Here is a 15722-nt window from a genome sequence, read left to right as displayed (position 1 = left end):
CCGTCTCTACCTTTCTAGCAAAAGTTGACGCAGCTTCGCAAAAAAGCGGGGAGCCCGCTCCGGCTCTTTTTCTCCTCCCGCCGCATAGCGGCACGCCATTTGACGCACTGCCCGGCTCGCCTTCGCCGCCGGATCAAAGAGAACAAACGGCGTTTGCCGGACGACACAGCGCGCCACAGTCCGGTCTTCAGGAACGACGCCAAGCAAGGCGATGTCTTTATGGAAAAACCGACTGGCGGCATGCTGCAGGCGCGAAAAGACGCCATATCCTTCCCGCTCGCTGCCGGCGCGGTTGACGATGACGGAAAACGGAGCCTCGCTGCCGGCGGTGTGCATATATTTCATCATGGCGTACGCATCCATCATCGCGGTCGGCTCCGGCGTCGTGACAATAAACACATCGTCGACGGACTTTAAAAAATACAATCGTTCTTCTGAGGCACCCGCCCCCATATCGAAAATGAGATAATCATATCGCGACGCCACCGTCTGCAGCTCGGCCAACAAATAGTCGATAGCGGATCGATCGACACTCAACCATTGCGCGGCGCCCGTCCCCCCAGCAATATACGATAGATGCTCCGGTCCGCTTTTTACCAGCTCGGAAAGCGGCAACCGCGCGGAAAACCAATCCGAAAGCGTCATTGGCGACGACTGGCCGAGCAAAATGTCGATGTTGCCCATGCCGATGTCCATATCAAGCAGCAAGACGCGAAACCCGAGCTTCGAGAGCGACAGCGAAAAATTGAGCGAAAGGTTTGACTTGCCGACTCCGCCTTTCCCGCTCGTCACCGCGATGGTCCGCGGCCCCGCCGCCGGCGTCAGCCGGCGGCCCAGCTCATAGCGCAGCCGTTCTGCTTGATCGCTCACCATCGCTCCGCCCCAAACAGCAGATGAACGAGCCGGTCTGCGGACGCTTCCACCATGTCGTCCGGCACATTTTGCCCGTTCGTGAAATAGGCGGCGGCAAGCCGGCTGTCAAGCAACACATTGACGATCGTTCCAAACGAGTCCGTCTCATCGAGCTTCGTCACGATCAGCCGATCGATCGGCAGGTGGGAAAAGTGGTTGTAAATCGTTTTCATATCGTCATACTTTCCCGTGGCGGCGAATACAAGAAACGTTTCCGTTTCGCTGTCAAACTCGAGCGTTTGCTGCAGTTCATCCACGTATTGCGGATTGCGGAAGTTGCGGCCAGCCGTATCGACGAACACGAGATCGCAGCCGGCCAATTTCCGCTTCGCCGTCCGAAAATCGTCGGCATTGTAGCATACTTCCAACGGAGCGTGCAAAATGTCGGCATACGTCTTCAGTTGGTCGATGGCGGCGATCCGGTACGTGTCGGCCGTGATGAACCCGACTTTTTTCCCTTGCTCGAGGACGGCGCGCCCTGCCATTTTGGCGAGCGTCGTCGTTTTTCCAACCCCGGTCGGACCAAGCAAAATCATATACTTTTTTTGCTCCGCCGTTTTGACAAACGGAAGCGTCGACAATAGATCGCGCACCGCTTCTTTCGTCCAGGCGGAGACCGCAGCGGGCGACCGGCCGTCTTTGTCGGCATACCACCGTTCAAGCAGGCGATCCATCACTTGGCGGACGTACACATCCGCCATCCCTTGCCGAACGAGGCGCCGTTCCGCTTCCGCAAGCGGTGGAGGATACAAAAGCGAAGACGAGCGGGCGTTGAACTGACGGATGAGCGCCTTGACTTCCTCGATCTCACGGGCAAGCGAGCCGTCTTCCTCCCGCTCGGCCGCCGGCAAAGGGGCAAAGGACGCAGCAGCACTCAGCTGACGCGTCAAAGACGCGGCGGCACTCGGCTGACGCGTCAAAGACGCGGCGGCATCCGGCTGACGCGTCAAAGACGCGGCGGCATCCGGCTGACGCAGCGGCAGTGGATCCGGATCAACGCCGGCCAACACTTCGATCTTTTTTTTCGCAAACAGACCGAAAAATCCGCCGGTCTGCACGACTTTCGAGTGCAAAATGACGGCGTCGCGGCCAAGTTCGGCGCGAACCATTTTCATCGCTTCGTTCATGGACGGGGCGACAAATTTTTTCACTTTCATTCGATTTCCACCATCCCCACGCTTTGAACTTCGACATCCGTTTCAAGCTCGTTGTACGACAGCACCGGAACAGTCGGAAAATGGCGCTCGGTCAGCTGTCGGACGTACATGCGCACCGCCGGGGAGCAGAGCAAAATCGGCGTCTGGCCGGCGAACGGATAGCGTTCAAGCGCCGCGGCGACCGCTTCCACAAATGCCTGCGCCCGCGCCGGCTCGAGCGCCAAATAGCGGCCGTGTTCGGTTTGCTGCACGGCGTCGGCGATCGTTTTTTCCGCCCTGCCCGACAGCGTAATGACGCGCAGCGGCTCGCCCGGCACGGCGTACTGCGAGGTGATTTGCCGCGCCAACGCTTGGCGGACGTATTCCGTCAACAAATCGGTGTCGCTGGTCAGGCGGGCAAAATCGGCAAGCGCCTCAAAAATGAGCGGCAAGTTGCGGATCGACACTTTCTCTTTCAGCAGCTTGGCGAGCACTTTTTGCACGTCGCCGACAGACAACGGATTCGGCGTCACATCGTCGACAAGCACCGGATACGATTCTTTTAAATGATCGATCAGCTGTTTTGTTTCCTGACGCCCCAGCAGTTCGTGGGCATGGGCTTTCAGCACCTCCGTTAAGTGTGTCGAGACGACCGATGGCGGGTCGACGACTGTATAGCCAAGCATTTCCGCCCGGTCTTTGACGGTCTCGGAAATCCATTTCGCCGGCAGACCAAACGCCGGCTCGATGGTGTCAATGCCATCAATCGAATCATCGTCAACTCCGGGGCTCATCGCCAAATAATGGTCAAGCAGCAGCTCGCCGCGCGCCACTTCCTCTCCTTTCACTTTGATCCGGTATTCATTCGGCTGCAACTGGATGTTGTCGCGAATGCGCACAACCGGGATGACAATGCCAAGCTCGAGCGCGAGCTGACGGCGAATCATGACGATCCGGTCAAGCAAATCCCCGCCTTGATTGGCATCAGCGAGCGGAATGAGCGCATAGCCGAACTCAAATTCAATCGGATCAATATGCAGCAGTTGGATGACGCTTTCCGGGCTTTTCAATTCGTCGGCGGCCGCCGCCTCCTCTTCCGGAGCGGCCAATGCCGCTTCTTCTTGCTTTTGCCGCTCGATAAATCGGTAGCCGCCAAGCGCCAGCAGCCCGGCAATCGGCATCGTCAACAAGTCGTTGATCGGCGTAAACAAGCCGAGCAGGAAAATCGTTCCTGCCGTGACGTACAACATTTTCGGAAACGCGAACAGCTGGCGCATAATATCGCCGCTCAAGTTGCTGTCCGACGCCGCCCGGGTGACGATGATGCCGGTCGCCGTGGAAATCAACAGCGCCGGAATTTGGCTGACGATGCCGTCGCCGACCGTCAAAAGCGTGTAGCGCTTTGCCGCCTCCCCTATATCCATTCCTTTCTCCACAACGCCGATCACCATGCCAAACAACATGTTGATGACGACGATAATGATGCCGGCGATGGCGTCGCCTTTCACAAATTTGCTTGCCCCGTCCATCGCTCCGTAAAAGTCGGCTTCTTGCGCCACTTTTTCCCGCCGCTTTCGGGCTTCTTGCTCCGAAATCATGCCGGCGTTCAAATCGGCGTCAATGCTCATCTGTTTGCCGGGCATCGCATCGAGCGTAAAGCGGGCCGCCACTTCCGAGACGCGCTCCGCCCCTTTGGTGATGACAACAAACTGGATGATGACCAAAATCAAAAACACGACAAACCCAACGACAACATCGCCGCCAACGACGAACGTTCCGAACGTTTCAACGACGCCGCCCGCCTCCCCTTTGCTTAAAATCGAGCGGGTGGTTGACACATTCAGCCCGAGCCGAAACAGCGTCAGCACTAAAAGCAATGACGGAAAAATGGAAAACTCAAGCGGCTCTTTCGTGTTCATCGCCGTCAGCAATACAAGCAAGGCAAGGGAAATATTGATGATGATCAAGACGCTCAACAGCCATGTCTGCAGCGGGATGACGAGCATGGCGACGATGAGCACGACAAGAAACAATACGGATAAATCTTTGATTTGCGCTTGCATGGTTTTCTCTCCTTGTTGCTACACGTTTCCTTTGAGCCGATAGACGTACGCCAAAATTTCCGCCACTGCCTTAAAAAACGCCTCTGGAATCATGTCGCCGACTTCCGTCTGGCGGTAGAGCGCCTGCGCAAGCGGGCGATTTTCGACCGTCACGACGCCATGGGTTTTCGCCACTTCCTTGATTTTCAACGCCATATAATCCGCCCCTTTCGCGACGACGACTGGCGCTTCCATCTTGCCGTCTTCATACTTGAGGGCAACGGCGTAATGCGTCGGGTTGGTAATGACGACATCCGCGTTCGGCACTTCCTGCATCATCCGCCTCATCGCCATCTCACGCTGTTTTTGCTTGATGCGCGATTTGATGAGTGGATCGCCTTCCGTCTTTTTGTATTCATCTTTAATGTCCTGTTTGGACATGCGGATGCTTTTTTCAAATTCAAACCGCTGATACAAGTAATCAAACAGCGCTAAAAACAAGAGCGCCCCCGCGGCGTACAGCCCCATTTTCACCGTCAAGCCGCCGACGACAGTCAAAGCCTCACCCGGCGTCTTGGAAACGAGCGCCGCAAGCTCGCTTCGTTCGGCCAACAGCGCCGCAAACACGACCGCACCGATGATTCCAGCTTTTAACACGGATTTCAACAGCTCGACCAAGGCGCGCAACGAAAACAGCCGTTTCATTCCTTGCACGGGATTGAGGCGGTTCCCATCCATTTTTAACGGTTCAACGGTGAACAAGGCGCCGATTTGCAAAAAGTTGGCCAACCCAGCCGCCAGCACTGCGGCGGCGAACAGCGGCGCCAAAAGCAAGGATGCATGGGAAAGCCAGTCAAGAAACAGCCGGTGAAGCGAGTCAACCGTCAACGAAGGGGAGGCAGAATCGGACAAGGCGCGGGCGAACAACCGCAGCAGACCGTCCCGCTCGTACGCCCCCGCCAAGGACAAAGCAAGAAATGAAGCAAGCAACACGGAAGCGGAGACGACATCACCGCTTTTGGCCACCTGTCCTTTTTCCCGCACTTCTTGCCGTTTGCGAGGCGTCGCCTTTTCCGTTTTTTCCCCAGCGAAAAATTGCAAATCGAGCCGCCACTCGCCCATCTTATCCGCCCCCCAACAGCCGCATCAACTCGCGCAACGAGGCAAACATGAAGTGAAATACACTGCGCGCCGCAAGCAATATCGTCCCAATCCCCGCCAACAGGAGCAAAAACGCCGCTGCCGTTTTGGCGGAAAAGCCGACCGCAAAAATGTTCATTTGCGGCACCGCGCGGGCGATGATGCCAAGCGCCACGTCGACTAAAAAGAGCGATCCGACAAGCGGGGCCGCCATTTGGAAAGCGGCGGCGAACATCGCAGCAAACGCCCGCACCGCGTATTCCACCGCCCGACCGTCAGCAACGTGCGGCAGGCGGTCAAGCGGCAACCAATGATAGCTGTAAAACATGCCGTCAAGCAGCAAATGGTGGCCATCGAGAGCGAGCAAAAGCAGCAGGGCGAGCAAATGAAGATATTCGCCAAGCAGCGGGCTTTGCGCTCCAGTTTGCGGGTCGATGACGTTGGCGATGGCAAACCCGATTTGAAAATCGATCAAGCCGCCGGCGATTTGCATCGCCGCCATGAGGATCGCTGCCAGCAGCCCGAGCGCCAATCCGACGAGCGCTTCTTTTACGACAAGCAATACATACACACCGTCAAGCGCCAACACCGGTTTGGGCATCGCCAAAAACAACAGCCAGCTGAACAAAAACGCCAATCCGGCTTTATACGAAGCCGGCACGGTCCGATAGGAAAACAACGGCATCGCCGCGAAAAACGAAGCGGCGCGGACAAAGACGAGCAAAAACGCCGGAAAATAAGTCCATGCTTGTTCCATCGCCGATCAGCCTATAAACGAAGCAAGATTGTTGAAAATATCGTGCGCGTACGACACCATTTTCGAGAGCATCCACGGCCCAAAAAACACAAGTCCAAGCAAGACGGCGACGATTTTCGGCACAAACGCGAGCGTCTGCTCTTGAATTTGCGTCGCCGCCTGGAAAATGCTGACGACAAGCCCGACGGCAAGGGACAACAACAAGAGCGGCCCGCAGACGACAAGCACGATATACACGCCTTGTTCAGCAAGGCGGATGATGAAATCGGCACTCATAAACGCCACCTATCTTTATTGAAAACTTTGCAACAATGATTTGACGACCAAATGCCAGCCATCAACAAGGACAAACAATAAAATTTTAAACGGCAGCGAAATCATCACGGGCGGCAGCATCATCATCCCCATCGACATTAAGACGCTGGCGACGATCATGTCGATGACTAAAAACGGAATAAAAATCATAAAGCCCATTTGAAACGCCGTTTTCAACTCACTGATGGCAAACGCCGGCACGAGCGCGGTCATCGGGATGTCGTTGACCGTTTTCGGCTGTTTGGCGCCGCTGTATGATAAAAACAGCGCCAAATCTTCCTGCCTGGTGTATTGGCTCATAAACTGCTTCAGCGGAACAGCCGCCCGTTCATACGCCTCCTCCAAGTCAATTTTGTCGGCAAACAGCGGCTGCAATGCCTGATCGTTGATGTCTTTCCAAGTCGGCGCCATAATGAAAAACGTTAAAAACAAGGCGAGCCCGACGAGCACTTGGTTCGGCGGCATCTGCTGTGTGCCGAGCGCCGTGCGCACAAACGACAAAACGATGACGATGCGGGTAAAACATGTCATCATAATGAGAATGCCGGGTGCGATCGACAACACGGTGAGCAACAGAAGAAGCTTCACCGCTGTCGACACGTGCTCGGGAGCCATCGAATCAAACATATGGACAAATTCACTCATCGTCCGCCGTCCCTTTCTTCTTCAACCGATTGAGCCACTCGTTTCGCTTTTCGGCCATTTGCTTCATCTCCTCCGCCAACAGCGCCGAAAACGACGGCGGCAAACCGTTTTTCCGCTTTGATTTCCCCGTCCACTCGCCTCGAAGGAAGGAGCCAAGCCGGCCCAACTCCGCCATTCGCTCCAACCGTGCGCGATGTTGCTCCAACAGTTCATTCATTTCTTGTTCGTCTTCAATTTCTTTCAGAAGCTGAATCGAATCACCGACACCGATGACGAGCAGCCGACGGCCGACTTTAATGAGCTGTACAGAGCGGTTCGTCCCGACGCTCGTCCCGCCGAGATGCTCGATGACGCCCTTTTGGCTTGAAACAAACGACTGACGGCGGGACATCCACCTTAACACCGCATAAAGGAGAATGAGGACAAAGGCAGTCGCGCCGATGAGCCGAAGCACATCGGAAGCGGAAACCGCATCAGCGGCTTGATTCGCTGTTTGGTTTGTCTGCTGCCCGGAAGGAGCTGACGGCCCGCATGAATCGGGATGCTGCAGGCAGTCGGCGACCGTGGGGCTTTGGGCGGCCGATGCCGGCGTCGGCCCCAAAGCAATGGCTGCTGCCAGCAAAACGGCCGCCCAGCGCCAAATTGCCATCGTTTCCACCTCTGATCGCTCACCCGATCGTTTTGTTGATCGCTTCGATGACGCGGTCCGCTTGGAACGGCTTGACCACAAAATCTTTCGCTCCGGCTTGAATGGCATCAATCACCATTGCCTGCTGCCCCATCGCGGAGCACATAATGACTTTGGCATTGCTGTCGATTTTTTTAATTTCCTTGAGCGCCGCAATCCCATCCATCTCCGGCATCGTAATATCCATTGTCACGACATCGGGCCGCGTTTCCTTGTATTTCTCGATCGCCTGCCGTCCATCGGCCGCTTCGGCGACGACTTCATGTCCGTTTTTCGTCAAAATGTCTTTAATCATCATGCGCATAAATGCCGCATCATCAACGACAAGCACTCTTGCCATGTCCCCTAACCTCCCAAACGCCTGTTTATTTTAACTTTGTCAGCCGATCGCTTTGGCTGATGATGTCCGTGATGCGGACGCCGAAATTTTCATCGATGACGACAACCTCGCCTTTCGCGATCAGCTTGTTGTTGACAAACACATCGACCGGTTCGCCGGCCAGTTTATCGAGCTCAATGATCGATCCAGTCGACAGCTGCAAAATTTCCTGCACCGACCGCTTCGTCCGCCCGAGTTCAACCGTCACCTGCAGCGGCACATCAAACAGCAGCTCCAAATTGCGCGCCTCCGTTGCCGCAAGCGGCGGGGCATCGAACTCGACGAAATCGGCGGTTTGAATATGCCGAGCGGCTGCACCCTCCCTCTCCTTGTCCGCCCGCCCAGCCGGCGGTCCATCCGTCGAGCGGCTCGCCGCTTCTGAAGCGGCCGCACCGCCGTTTGCCTGAACGTCAATTGGAACAGGCTGCGGCTCGCGAAACGGCCGGTCGTCCGCCGACGACTTAAGGCTCACTTCCGCTGCCCCCGGCTCCTCAAGCGGCGAGCCGAGCAATTGGGCAACCAATTCTTTCGCGAAATCGATCGGCAACAGCTGCATAATGCTTGAGTCGATCAACTCGCCAATTTTGAGCCGAAATGACACTTTAATGAAAAAGTCTTCGTCCGGCAAATATTCCATCCCTTTTCCTTCCGCTAAATCAAGCAGATGGAGCGTCGGCGGGGAAATATCAACCCGCTTGCCAAAGACGGTCGACATCGACGTCGCCGCTGAACCCATCATTTGGTTCATCGCTTCTTGAACAGCGCTCAGCTGAATCTCTCCGAGCGGACCATCGGCCGCCGTTCCGTCGCCGCCAAGCATTAAATCAGCGATAATCGCCGCGTCTTGCTGTTTAATGACCAACAAGTTTGTCCCGAGCAGCCCTTCCGTATAGTTGACTTGGATGGCGACATATGGCTGCGGAAATTCATCCGCGACGCTTGTGCGCTCGATAATGGACACGCTTGGCGTCGTAATTTCCACCTTTTGGTTCAATAACATCGACAGGGCAGTGGCCGAACTGCCGAAAGAAATATTGCCGATTTCCCCAAGGGCGTCCTGCTCAAGCGGAGAGAGAAGATCATGAAGCGCCGGAATAGGTCCGTCGCTGTCCATTCCGCGCAACAAAGCATCAATTTCATCCTGCGACAACATTCCATCATTCATCATGGTCGTCTTCGTCCCCCTCGATCATCGCTAAAATTTGCACCGCCAGCTTTTTGTTCCGCTTCCCCGGCTGGCCGATAAACTTTGGAATATGGCCGATTTTGACCACGAGCGGCTCATGAATCGACTGCTCGAGCTGAATGACATCGCCGGCCTCGAGTTGAAGAAATTCATTGACCGTGATGACCGCCGTTCCCAGTTCAGCGATAATCGGCAATTTTGCCGCGCGGATGCGCTGTTCGATCCGTTTCGCTTCCTCGGGGGAACGCTCCTTTTTTTGCGCCTGCATCCAGTAATGCACCGACAGCCGCGGCATAATCGGCTCCAAGACGACATGCGGAATGCACACATTCATCATGCCGCGCGCTTCGCCGATTTGCGTGTTGAGCGAAATGACGACAACGGTGTCGTTCGGCGCAATCATGCGCAAAAACTGCGGATTGACTTCAAAATCGACAAAGAGCGGGTCGACTTCCGCCACCGATTCCCAAGCGTCGCGCCAATGGACAAACGCCTTGTCAAACAAATTGGACATGATGCGTGTTTCAATCTCCGTCAAATGCTCCACTTTATCCATCCCGACGCCGCGCCCGCCCATCACCCGGTCAAGCATGGCGTAAGCGATGTTCGGGTTGACTTCCAAAAGGACATGCCCGCCGAGCGGCGGCACCTCAAAGACATTGATGATCGTCATTTTTGGGATGGAGCGGACAAATTCTTCGTATGGAATTTGGTCGGCCGATGCGACCGAAATTTGCACATATGTTCGCAGCTGGGCGGAAAAAAACGTTGTCAGCAGACGGGCGAAATTTTCATGAATGCGCGTCAGGCTGCGGATTTGATCTTTGGAAAACCGGAGCGCCCGCCGAAAATCATACGTTTTGACGCGTCGGCCTTCCTCCTCTTTTTTCAGCTCCTCCGCGCTCATCTCCCCTGCAGAAAGCGCCGCGAGCAACGCGTCAATTTCGCTTTGCGACAATACTTCCCCGGCCGTCATTTCATCTTCCCCCCTTCCAATGACAGGGCTACTGGAGGATAAAAGAGGTAATGTAGACGTTCTCCACTCTCCCTTCTTGCATCAATCCGTTGATCTCGCGCTTCAGCCTCTCTTTCAGCGCCGTCAGCCCTTCTTTTCCTTTAAAGTCGGCCGCTTTCATCTGCGAAAGTTGCTCGATGATCACGTCTTTCATCTGAAAATCGCGTTTCTCCGCCTCTTCTTTTCCTTGATCGCTGTCTGTTTCAATTTTAAATGAGATTTTAATATAACGTCCGTCTGCTAAATTGGTGGTCATTTCCGGAATGTCGATCGATCGTTCCGCCAGTTCGTCAGCGCTTGGCGCCCCTTGTTTTTCCGCATGCCCCATCTTCATCACCGCGACAAGCGCCGCCGTTCCAGCCAAAGCGATGACCGCCAGCACAATGATCATCGTTTTGATTGCTTTATTCCCTTTCACGGTCCAATCCTCCTGCTTTCGGTAAGCGAAACACACCAAGCTGCTGGTAAAATTCGCTCGCTCGCGCCGCCACTTGCTCGACCGTTTCGCGAACGACGAATTTTTTTCCGTTCGTCAGCGTCACGGTCGTATCAGGAAACGCTTCAATTTGTTCGATGTACAACGCATTGAGCACAAACCGTTTGCCGTTGAGCTTCGTTAACGAAATCATCGGGCAACAGGCGCAAGACGCCGCTCACGCCCTACCTCCTATTCTATTTTTTCAAGTTGACAAGCTCTTGCAAAATTTCATCCGATGTCGTAATGATGCGCGTATTCGCCTGGAAGCCGCGCTGGGCGACGATCATCTCCGTGAATTCCTCGGCAAGGTCGACGTTGGACATCTCAAGCGCGCAGGAGACGATCGTTCCGGTTCCGTTCGCTCCCGGCGCCCCTATCGTTGGCGCTCCAGAGTTGGTCGTTTCGCGGAACAAGTTGTTGCCGGCTTTTTCTAATCCGTCATTGTTGGCAAATTTCGCGAGCTGAATCGTGCCGATTGTCTGCAAGTTGCCGGATGCGTTCACAATAGTCACTTGGCCGTCCGCTCCGATGCTTAAGCTTTTCGCATCTGTCAGAACTTGAAGGCGGCTATTTCCAACACCGAGCAAATATTGGCCATCGGCATTGACAATATAGCCTTGCGAATCGAGATAAAAATTCCCGGCTCTCGTATACATGCGATTGTTGCCGGACGCATCGCCGACGACGAAAAACCCGTCGCCGGAAATGGCCAAATCGAGCACGCGGCCGGTCGTTTGCAAACTGCCTTGCGTATGGACGGTGTCGATCGCCGCCAGCTGCGAACCGAGCCCGACCTGCTTTGGATTCGTCCCGCCGCGGCCGGCAGTGCCAGGAGCGCTGGCGCCGGAAATCGTCTGGCTCATCAAATCTTTGAAAATCGTTCGTCCTTTTTTAAACCCGTACGTATTGACATTGGCAATGTTGTTGCCGATGACATCCAACTTCGTTTGAAAGTTGCGCATGGCGCCGATTCCGGAATACATGGAACGAAGCATCGGTTTCCTCTCCCCTTTTTATCCTTTTTGTTCGACTTTCACGACCGCATCCGCGGCAATCGTTGTCCCGTTATCAAGCCCAAGAGTCACTTGGCCGTCTTTTTGCATGACCGATTGAACGACGGCGCTCATCGTCGTCTCGCCGTCTTGCCAGTGCACCGTTTTGCCGATCCATTCGCTGTAGCGCAAAAGCGCATCGCGGCTTGACGCTTGCATCCATTGCTGCATCAAATTGGCGATGTTCATCATTTGCTCAAGCGAAGAGAAGCTCGCCATTTGCGCGATAAAGTCTTTATCTTCCATCGGATTGAGCGGGTCTTGGTTTTCGAGCTGAGCGAGCAAAATTTTGAGAAAATCGTCTTTTCCTAAAATTTGATTGCCCGTTTTCCGTTCCGGCTGAACCGCGTTTGTCAGCCATAAGCTCCCGTCAATCGCATTCGTTGTCATCCTCGTTCTTTTCCCCCTTATGCGTCAGCTTCGATCCCGTCTAGCGCAAACGGGAAGGAAGATGATGGCTCCCGCTTTTGTTTTTGCCGCGATTCGCCCTGCTGCTGTCCTCCTTGGCGGTTCCCGGAATACGGCGGCATAGCGGAGCGGTCATAATCCGACCAAACGGTCCATTTTTCGACCGTGATGGAACTCGCATCAAGCTGCTGAGCAAGCTGCGGCAAATGAGCGTAGAGCAACTCTTTCACCGCGTCGTTCGCCACGAGCAGCTTGGCGGCGAGCTTTCCACCTTCCTCTGTCATTTTCACCGTCACCGTCCCGAGATGTTCCGGATGCAGACGGATGACAAGCTGCATGACACCGTTTGGCAACTTCATCCACCGCGCCGACCTTAGCGCGTGGGCGACTTGATCAGCGACGCTTCCGCCAGCTGACGCCGGCATCTCGCCGATCAGCCCGACAGATGAAGAGGAGGGTGATAAAAGCGCAGGGGGAGTGGTGAATGAAGGAGCGGCCTCGCCGCCATGTCCCTTGTCCCCCCTTTTTGGCAGCGAAATGTCTTTTTCGCCAGCCGGACGGACGGAAGAAGCTCCGTTAGGCAGCGCGACAACCGGCCTGTTGCCTCCCTGCTCACGGAACGGGCGCTGGTCGCCGTCGCTCAGGAGCGGTGGAAACATCCCTGTTTTTCCGCTGGAAGACGAAAAAGATTCAGCATCGATATGACCACTTTTCCGTCCGTCGGTTATGAACGCACGTTCCAATCCCGCTTCATCGGCCGCCGGCTGAGCGGCAATCTTTTCTTCACCATTCATCGCACCGACAAACGGAAATGTCCCATGATCATTCGTTTTCCCTTCCGCCTGCTGATCCGCCGCTAAAAGCGGCGCGCCTGCAGCTGCCGAAATTGGAGCGACAGCCCAAGCAGCCACGAGGGAAGGGGCAAGCCACAATGATTCGATTTGCGCCGGCTTCTTTTCCGCTGAAGATGGTTGTCCGGCTGCGCCCGTTTCCATTCCGCCATTTTGCCAATCTGGCTCTTTGTTTTTGCTCGACTCCTCTTGAAGCAAGCTAGTCTCTGCCCCAGCGGGCAATAACTCTTGTTGCTTATCAGCAAGCAACGCCGCAAACACGTTTGCGTTTTCCGCCTCTTTTTTCACCGCCATAGCGCCTGCCGATAGCGGCGCGTTTGCTGTGATCGTTACTTTCATTCGGCCGCCTCCTTCCCCATCGCCCTTTTACTTAACGATGCCAACAGTTTCGCCGCCTGCCCAGCCGGCATTTGTTCCAAAATGGCTGCCGCTTTGTCGCCGTCAATCTGGCTCAGTACACGGAGCGCTTCGCTCTCAGGCAGTTCCGCTAAAATCGCCGCCGCCTGTTTTTCCGACATGGCGTCATACATGCCGGCGACATCTTCTTCCGTCAAGGCCGGCTCGTCAACAGGCTCAGCCTGAGCGTCCGTTTTCCCGCTTGGCGCAGACAGCTGGGCGATTTCCTTTTCCTTTGCCGCCAATTCGTTTTTCAACTGCTTGATTTGCTTTTGTTGGTCGGCGATCGTTCGTTTTTGCTGGTTGATCGTCTGCTGCTGAGCTTCAATCGTTTTTTGCAAAGCTTTCTCCCTTTTGCTCCAGTTGATCCACTCGGAGACAAACGGCGCCTTTATGGTCCACTGCTTTGCCGCCTTGGCCACATCAACGCCGGCAATGTTTAAAATCAACAACAGAAAGGAGGCGGCAAACGCACTCGGAATGACAATGACAAACAACAGCCATTGCCACCAACTCGCCTGCATTTCCTGTTCAACTTTGCTCTCCGCCATCTATACCTCTCCTTGCCTTGCAAAACGTTGAACCGCCATTTCATCGAGCAGGCGGCGTTCCGCTTCCCTCTCAAGCTGCTCGGCCCACCGCTTCATGCGCTCGCGCATTTTTTCGTATTTTTTCACTTCGATATTCAATTCCATCAAACGCTGCTGCCGGCGCTGCATCTGCTCGCGCGCCTGCATGACGACGAGCTGATAATGGTCGATCATCCGCTCTAAATTCGCCATATATTGCAGCCTAAGGCGAATGTCTCCAACGGACAGGCCGGCTTGAAGCTGTTCATCCCGAGCCGCCGCGCATTCTTCTTTTTCCTTGAGCAGGCGGTAAAGCGTTTCGGCTGCCTGCTCAAACCGGCGGACCGCCTCCTCGTATTCGCCAAGCGCCTTTTCTTTTTCTTTTTCTTTCATCGCCAGCACTTTTTGCAGCCGAAACGTCGGCGTCACATTTGTTCACCCTTTCATCGTCTGAACATGGCGCGCGATTTCTCACCGAACCGACAGCAAGCGCAACAACCTATCAATGCTTTCGGCGCGCGTCGTTTTTTCATCGATGTTTTGGCGGCAAAACGCCATCATTTGCGGATAAAATTCGATCGCCTCATCAATTTCTTGGGACGACCCCCGTTTGTACGCCCCGATTTGAATCAAATCCTCCGAATCGATATAAGTGGACAGAAGGCGGCGGAACCGGTTTGCCGCTTCGCGGTGCTCTGCGCTGATCATGTGGGGCATGACGCGGCTGACGCTTTTGAGCACGTTGATCGCCGGGTAATGCCCTTTGTTCGCCAGCTGGCGTTCCAACACAAAATGGCCATCCAAAATGCCGCGCACCGCATCAGCGATCGGCTCATTCATGTCATCGCCGTCAACAAGCACCGTATAAAACGCGGTGATCGTGCCGGAAGCGTTCGTTCCAGCCCGTTCAAGCAGCTTTGGCAGGAGGGCGAAGACCGATGGCGTATAGCCTTTCGTCGTCGGCGGCTCACCGACGGCAAGGCCAATCTCCCGCTGCGCCATCGCGACGCGGGTGACCGAGTCCATCATGAGCATGACATCCGCCCCTTGGTCGCGAAAATATTCGGCGATCGCCGTTGCCGTATAGGCGCCTTTGACGCGCATCAGCGCCGGCTGGTCGGACGTGGCGACGACGACGACCGAGCGGGCCAAGCCGTCTGGGCCAAGGTCGCGCTCTAAAAACTCGCGCACTTCGCGGCCACGCTCGCCGATTAAGGCGATGACGTTCACATCAGCCGACGTATGGCGGGCAATCATTCCCATGAGCGTGCTTTTGCCGACGCCCGAGCCAGCAAAAATGCCGACGCGCTGCCCCTTGCCGACGGCAAGCAGGCTGTCGATGACGCGGATGCCGACTTCAAGCGGTTCGACAATCGGCGGCCGAACGAGCGGATTGGGCGGATCGCGTTCGACCGAAACCGGCTTCAGCCCGGGCGGCAACGGGCTCCCGTCAAGCGGTTGGCCGAGCGGATCCAGAACCATGCCAATGAGCGCATCGCCGACGTGCACTTCAAGCGGTCGGCCGGTCGCTTCGACAAAACAGCCGGGAGCGATATGGGTCGTGGCGGAAAACGGCATAAGCAAGACGTGCTGTTCATGAAAGCCGACGACTTCGGCGGGAATTTTCCGGCATCCGCTCTGTTCATGGATGTAACAAAGATCCCCAATCGAGCTTTTCGGTCCTTTCGATTCCATCATCAAGCCGATGACGCGCGACACTTTGCCAAACCGTTTATACAAGTCGACAGCGTTG

At 55.4% G+C, this 15722-nt stretch carries 19 protein-coding genes; all 19 read right to left on the bottom strand.

Going from position 1 to position 15722, the window contains the following annotated elements:
• Positions 1–6 precede the first annotated feature (6 nt).
• Genes QWV57_RS05915 through fliI form a run of 19 tightly spaced genes read right to left on the bottom strand, consistent with a single transcriptional unit; the run spans position 7 to position 15709 of the window.
• Positions 7–873, bottom strand: coding sequence for a MinD/ParA family protein (locus tag QWV57_RS05915; protein ID WP_060787823.1), 867 nt, complete (start codon positions 871–873; stop codon positions 7–9).
• On the bottom strand, positions 867–2069 hold the full coding sequence (gene flhF, locus QWV57_RS05910; protein WP_060787824.1) for a flagellar biosynthesis GTPase FlhF: 1203 nt from the start codon (positions 2067–2069) through the stop codon (positions 867–869). The genes QWV57_RS05915 and flhF overlap by 7 nt, the downstream gene beginning before the upstream one ends.
• A complete protein-coding gene (gene flhA, locus QWV57_RS05905) occupies positions 2066–4111 on the bottom strand; it encodes a flagellar biosynthesis protein FlhA (protein WP_015374415.1) in 2046 nt (681 codons plus the stop codon). The genes flhF and flhA overlap by 4 nt, the downstream gene beginning before the upstream one ends.
• An 18-nt stretch (positions 4112–4129) precedes the next feature.
• Complete coding sequence (gene flhB / locus QWV57_RS05900) at positions 4130–5212, bottom strand: flagellar biosynthesis protein FlhB (RefSeq protein WP_013523406.1); 1083 nt, start codon at positions 5210–5212, stop codon at positions 4130–4132.
• 1 nt (position 5213) lies between these two features.
• The gene (gene fliR, locus QWV57_RS05895) at positions 5214–5987 is read right to left on the bottom strand and encodes a flagellar biosynthetic protein FliR (RefSeq protein WP_013523405.1); all 774 of its coding nucleotides are present in this window, start codon (positions 5985–5987) and stop codon (positions 5214–5216) included.
• Positions 5988–5993: 6 nt separating this feature from the next.
• The gene (fliQ, locus tag QWV57_RS05890) at positions 5994–6263 is read right to left on the bottom strand and encodes a flagellar biosynthesis protein FliQ (protein ID WP_011230735.1); all 270 of its coding nucleotides are present in this window, start codon (positions 6261–6263) and stop codon (positions 5994–5996) included.
• Between the two features lie 15 nt (positions 6264–6278).
• Positions 6279–6947, bottom strand: coding sequence for a flagellar type III secretion system pore protein FliP (gene fliP, locus QWV57_RS05885; RefSeq protein ID WP_020754637.1), 669 nt, complete (start codon positions 6945–6947; stop codon positions 6279–6281).
• The gene (gene fliZ, locus QWV57_RS05880; protein ID WP_015374413.1) at positions 6940–7596 is read right to left on the bottom strand and encodes a flagella biosynthesis regulatory protein FliZ; all 657 of its coding nucleotides are present in this window, start codon (positions 7594–7596) and stop codon (positions 6940–6942) included. Before fliZ ends, fliP begins: the two co-directional genes overlap by 8 nt.
• Positions 7597–7615: 19 nt before the next feature.
• Positions 7616–7975, bottom strand: coding sequence for a response regulator (locus QWV57_RS05875; protein ID WP_013145750.1), 360 nt, complete (start codon positions 7973–7975; stop codon positions 7616–7618).
• A 25-nt stretch (positions 7976–8000) separates the two neighbouring features.
• Entirely contained in the window at positions 8001–9182 is a 1182-nt protein-coding gene (gene fliY / locus QWV57_RS05870) for a flagellar motor switch phosphatase FliY (protein WP_020754640.1), read from the bottom strand.
• Positions 9172–10176, bottom strand: coding sequence for a flagellar motor switch protein FliM (gene fliM, locus QWV57_RS05865; RefSeq protein ID WP_011230730.1), 1005 nt, complete (start codon positions 10174–10176; stop codon positions 9172–9174). Before fliM ends, fliY begins: the two co-directional genes overlap by 11 nt.
• 28 nt (positions 10177–10204) lie before the next feature.
• Positions 10205–10633, bottom strand: coding sequence for a flagellar basal body-associated protein FliL (fliL, locus tag QWV57_RS05860; protein WP_011230729.1), 429 nt, complete (start codon positions 10631–10633; stop codon positions 10205–10207).
• Positions 10620–10844 (bottom strand): flagellar FlbD family protein, encoded by a 225-nt coding sequence (locus tag QWV57_RS05855; protein WP_014195456.1) that lies wholly within the window; start codon positions 10842–10844, stop codon positions 10620–10622. The genes fliL and QWV57_RS05855 overlap by 14 nt, the downstream gene beginning before the upstream one ends.
• 43 nt (positions 10845–10887) lie before the next feature.
• Positions 10888–11688: a flagellar basal body rod protein FlgG gene (flgG, locus tag QWV57_RS05850; protein ID WP_081212545.1), complete on the bottom strand. Its 801-nt coding sequence runs from the start codon at positions 11686–11688 to the stop codon at positions 10888–10890.
• 18 nt (positions 11689–11706) lie between these two features.
• Positions 11707–12135: a flagellar hook assembly protein FlgD gene (gene flgD, locus QWV57_RS05845; RefSeq protein WP_014195454.1), complete on the bottom strand. Its 429-nt coding sequence runs from the start codon at positions 12133–12135 to the stop codon at positions 11707–11709.
• A 17-nt stretch (positions 12136–12152) separates the two neighbouring features.
• Positions 12153–13343, bottom strand: a complete 1191-nt coding sequence (locus QWV57_RS05840; RefSeq protein ID WP_301101242.1) for a flagellar hook-length control protein FliK — start codon at positions 13341–13343, stop codon at positions 12153–12155.
• Complete coding sequence (locus QWV57_RS05835) at positions 13340–13951, bottom strand: MotE family protein (protein ID WP_011230724.1); 612 nt, start codon at positions 13949–13951, stop codon at positions 13340–13342. The genes QWV57_RS05840 and QWV57_RS05835 overlap by 4 nt, the downstream gene beginning before the upstream one ends.
• Positions 13952–14398, bottom strand: a complete 447-nt coding sequence (gene fliJ / locus QWV57_RS05830) for a flagellar export protein FliJ (protein ID WP_014195451.1) — start codon at positions 14396–14398, stop codon at positions 13952–13954. It lies immediately after the preceding gene.
• Positions 14399–14440: 42 nt separating this feature from the next.
• Positions 14441–15709, bottom strand: a complete 1269-nt coding sequence (gene fliI / locus QWV57_RS05825; protein ID WP_015374409.1) for a flagellar protein export ATPase FliI — start codon at positions 15707–15709, stop codon at positions 14441–14443.
• Positions 15710–15722: the final 13 nt, after the last annotated feature.

Origin of the sequence: Geobacillus zalihae (assembly GCF_030414215.1) — a bacterium.
GTDB lineage: Bacteria > Bacillota > Bacilli > Bacillales > Anoxybacillaceae > Geobacillus > Geobacillus zalihae.
Note: the sequence above shows the minus strand (reverse complement) of the source record. Positions and strands in the feature narration are given on the sequence as shown.

Bases quoted from the DNA above. Each gene is read 5' to 3' on its own strand.
- fliQ (WP_011230735.1), bottom strand. From the start codon at position 6,263: ATGAGTGCCGATTTCATCATCCGCCTTGCTGAACAAGGCGTGTATATC.
- fliP (WP_020754637.1), bottom strand. From the start codon at position 6,947: ATGAGTGAATTTGTCCATATGTTTGATTCGATGGCTCCCGAGCACGTG.
- QWV57_RS05875 (WP_013145750.1), bottom strand. From the start codon at position 7,975: ATGGCAAGAGTGCTTGTCGTTGATGATGCGGCATTTATGCGCATGATG.
- flgD (WP_014195454.1), bottom strand. From the start codon at position 12,135: ATGACAACGAATGCGATTGACGGGAGCTTATGGCTGACAAACGCGGTT.
- flhA (WP_015374415.1), bottom strand. From the start codon at position 4,111: ATGCAAGCGCAAATCAAAGATTTATCCGTATTGTTTCTTGTCGTGCTC.
- QWV57_RS05915 (WP_060787823.1), bottom strand. From the start codon at position 873: ATGGTGAGCGATCAAGCAGAACGGCTGCGCTATGAGCTGGGCCGCCGG.
- fliZ (WP_015374413.1), bottom strand. From the start codon at position 7,596: ATGGCAATTTGGCGCTGGGCGGCCGTTTTGCTGGCAGCAGCCATTGCT.
- QWV57_RS05855 (WP_014195456.1), bottom strand. From the start codon at position 10,844: ATGATTTCGTTAACGAAGCTCAACGGCAAACGGTTTGTGCTCAATGCG.
- flhF (WP_060787824.1), bottom strand. From the start codon at position 2,069: ATGAAAGTGAAAAAATTTGTCGCCCCGTCCATGAACGAAGCGATGAAA.
- fliR (WP_013523405.1), bottom strand. From the start codon at position 5,987: ATGGAACAAGCATGGACTTATTTTCCGGCGTTTTTGCTCGTCTTTGTC.
- flgG (WP_081212545.1), bottom strand. From the start codon at position 11,688: ATGCTTCGTTCCATGTATTCCGGAATCGGCGCCATGCGCAACTTTCAA.
- fliM (WP_011230730.1), bottom strand. From the start codon at position 10,176: ATGACGGCCGGGGAAGTATTGTCGCAAAGCGAAATTGACGCGTTGCTC.
- QWV57_RS05835 (WP_011230724.1), bottom strand. From the start codon at position 13,951: ATGGCGGAGAGCAAAGTTGAACAGGAAATGCAGGCGAGTTGGTGGCAA.
- QWV57_RS05840 (WP_301101242.1), bottom strand. From the start codon at position 13,343: ATGAAAGTAACGATCACAGCAAACGCGCCGCTATCGGCAGGCGCTATG.
- fliY (WP_020754640.1), bottom strand. From the start codon at position 9,182: ATGATGAATGATGGAATGTTGTCGCAGGATGAAATTGATGCTTTGTTG.
- flhB (WP_013523406.1), bottom strand. From the start codon at position 5,212: ATGGGCGAGTGGCGGCTCGATTTGCAATTTTTCGCTGGGGAAAAAACG.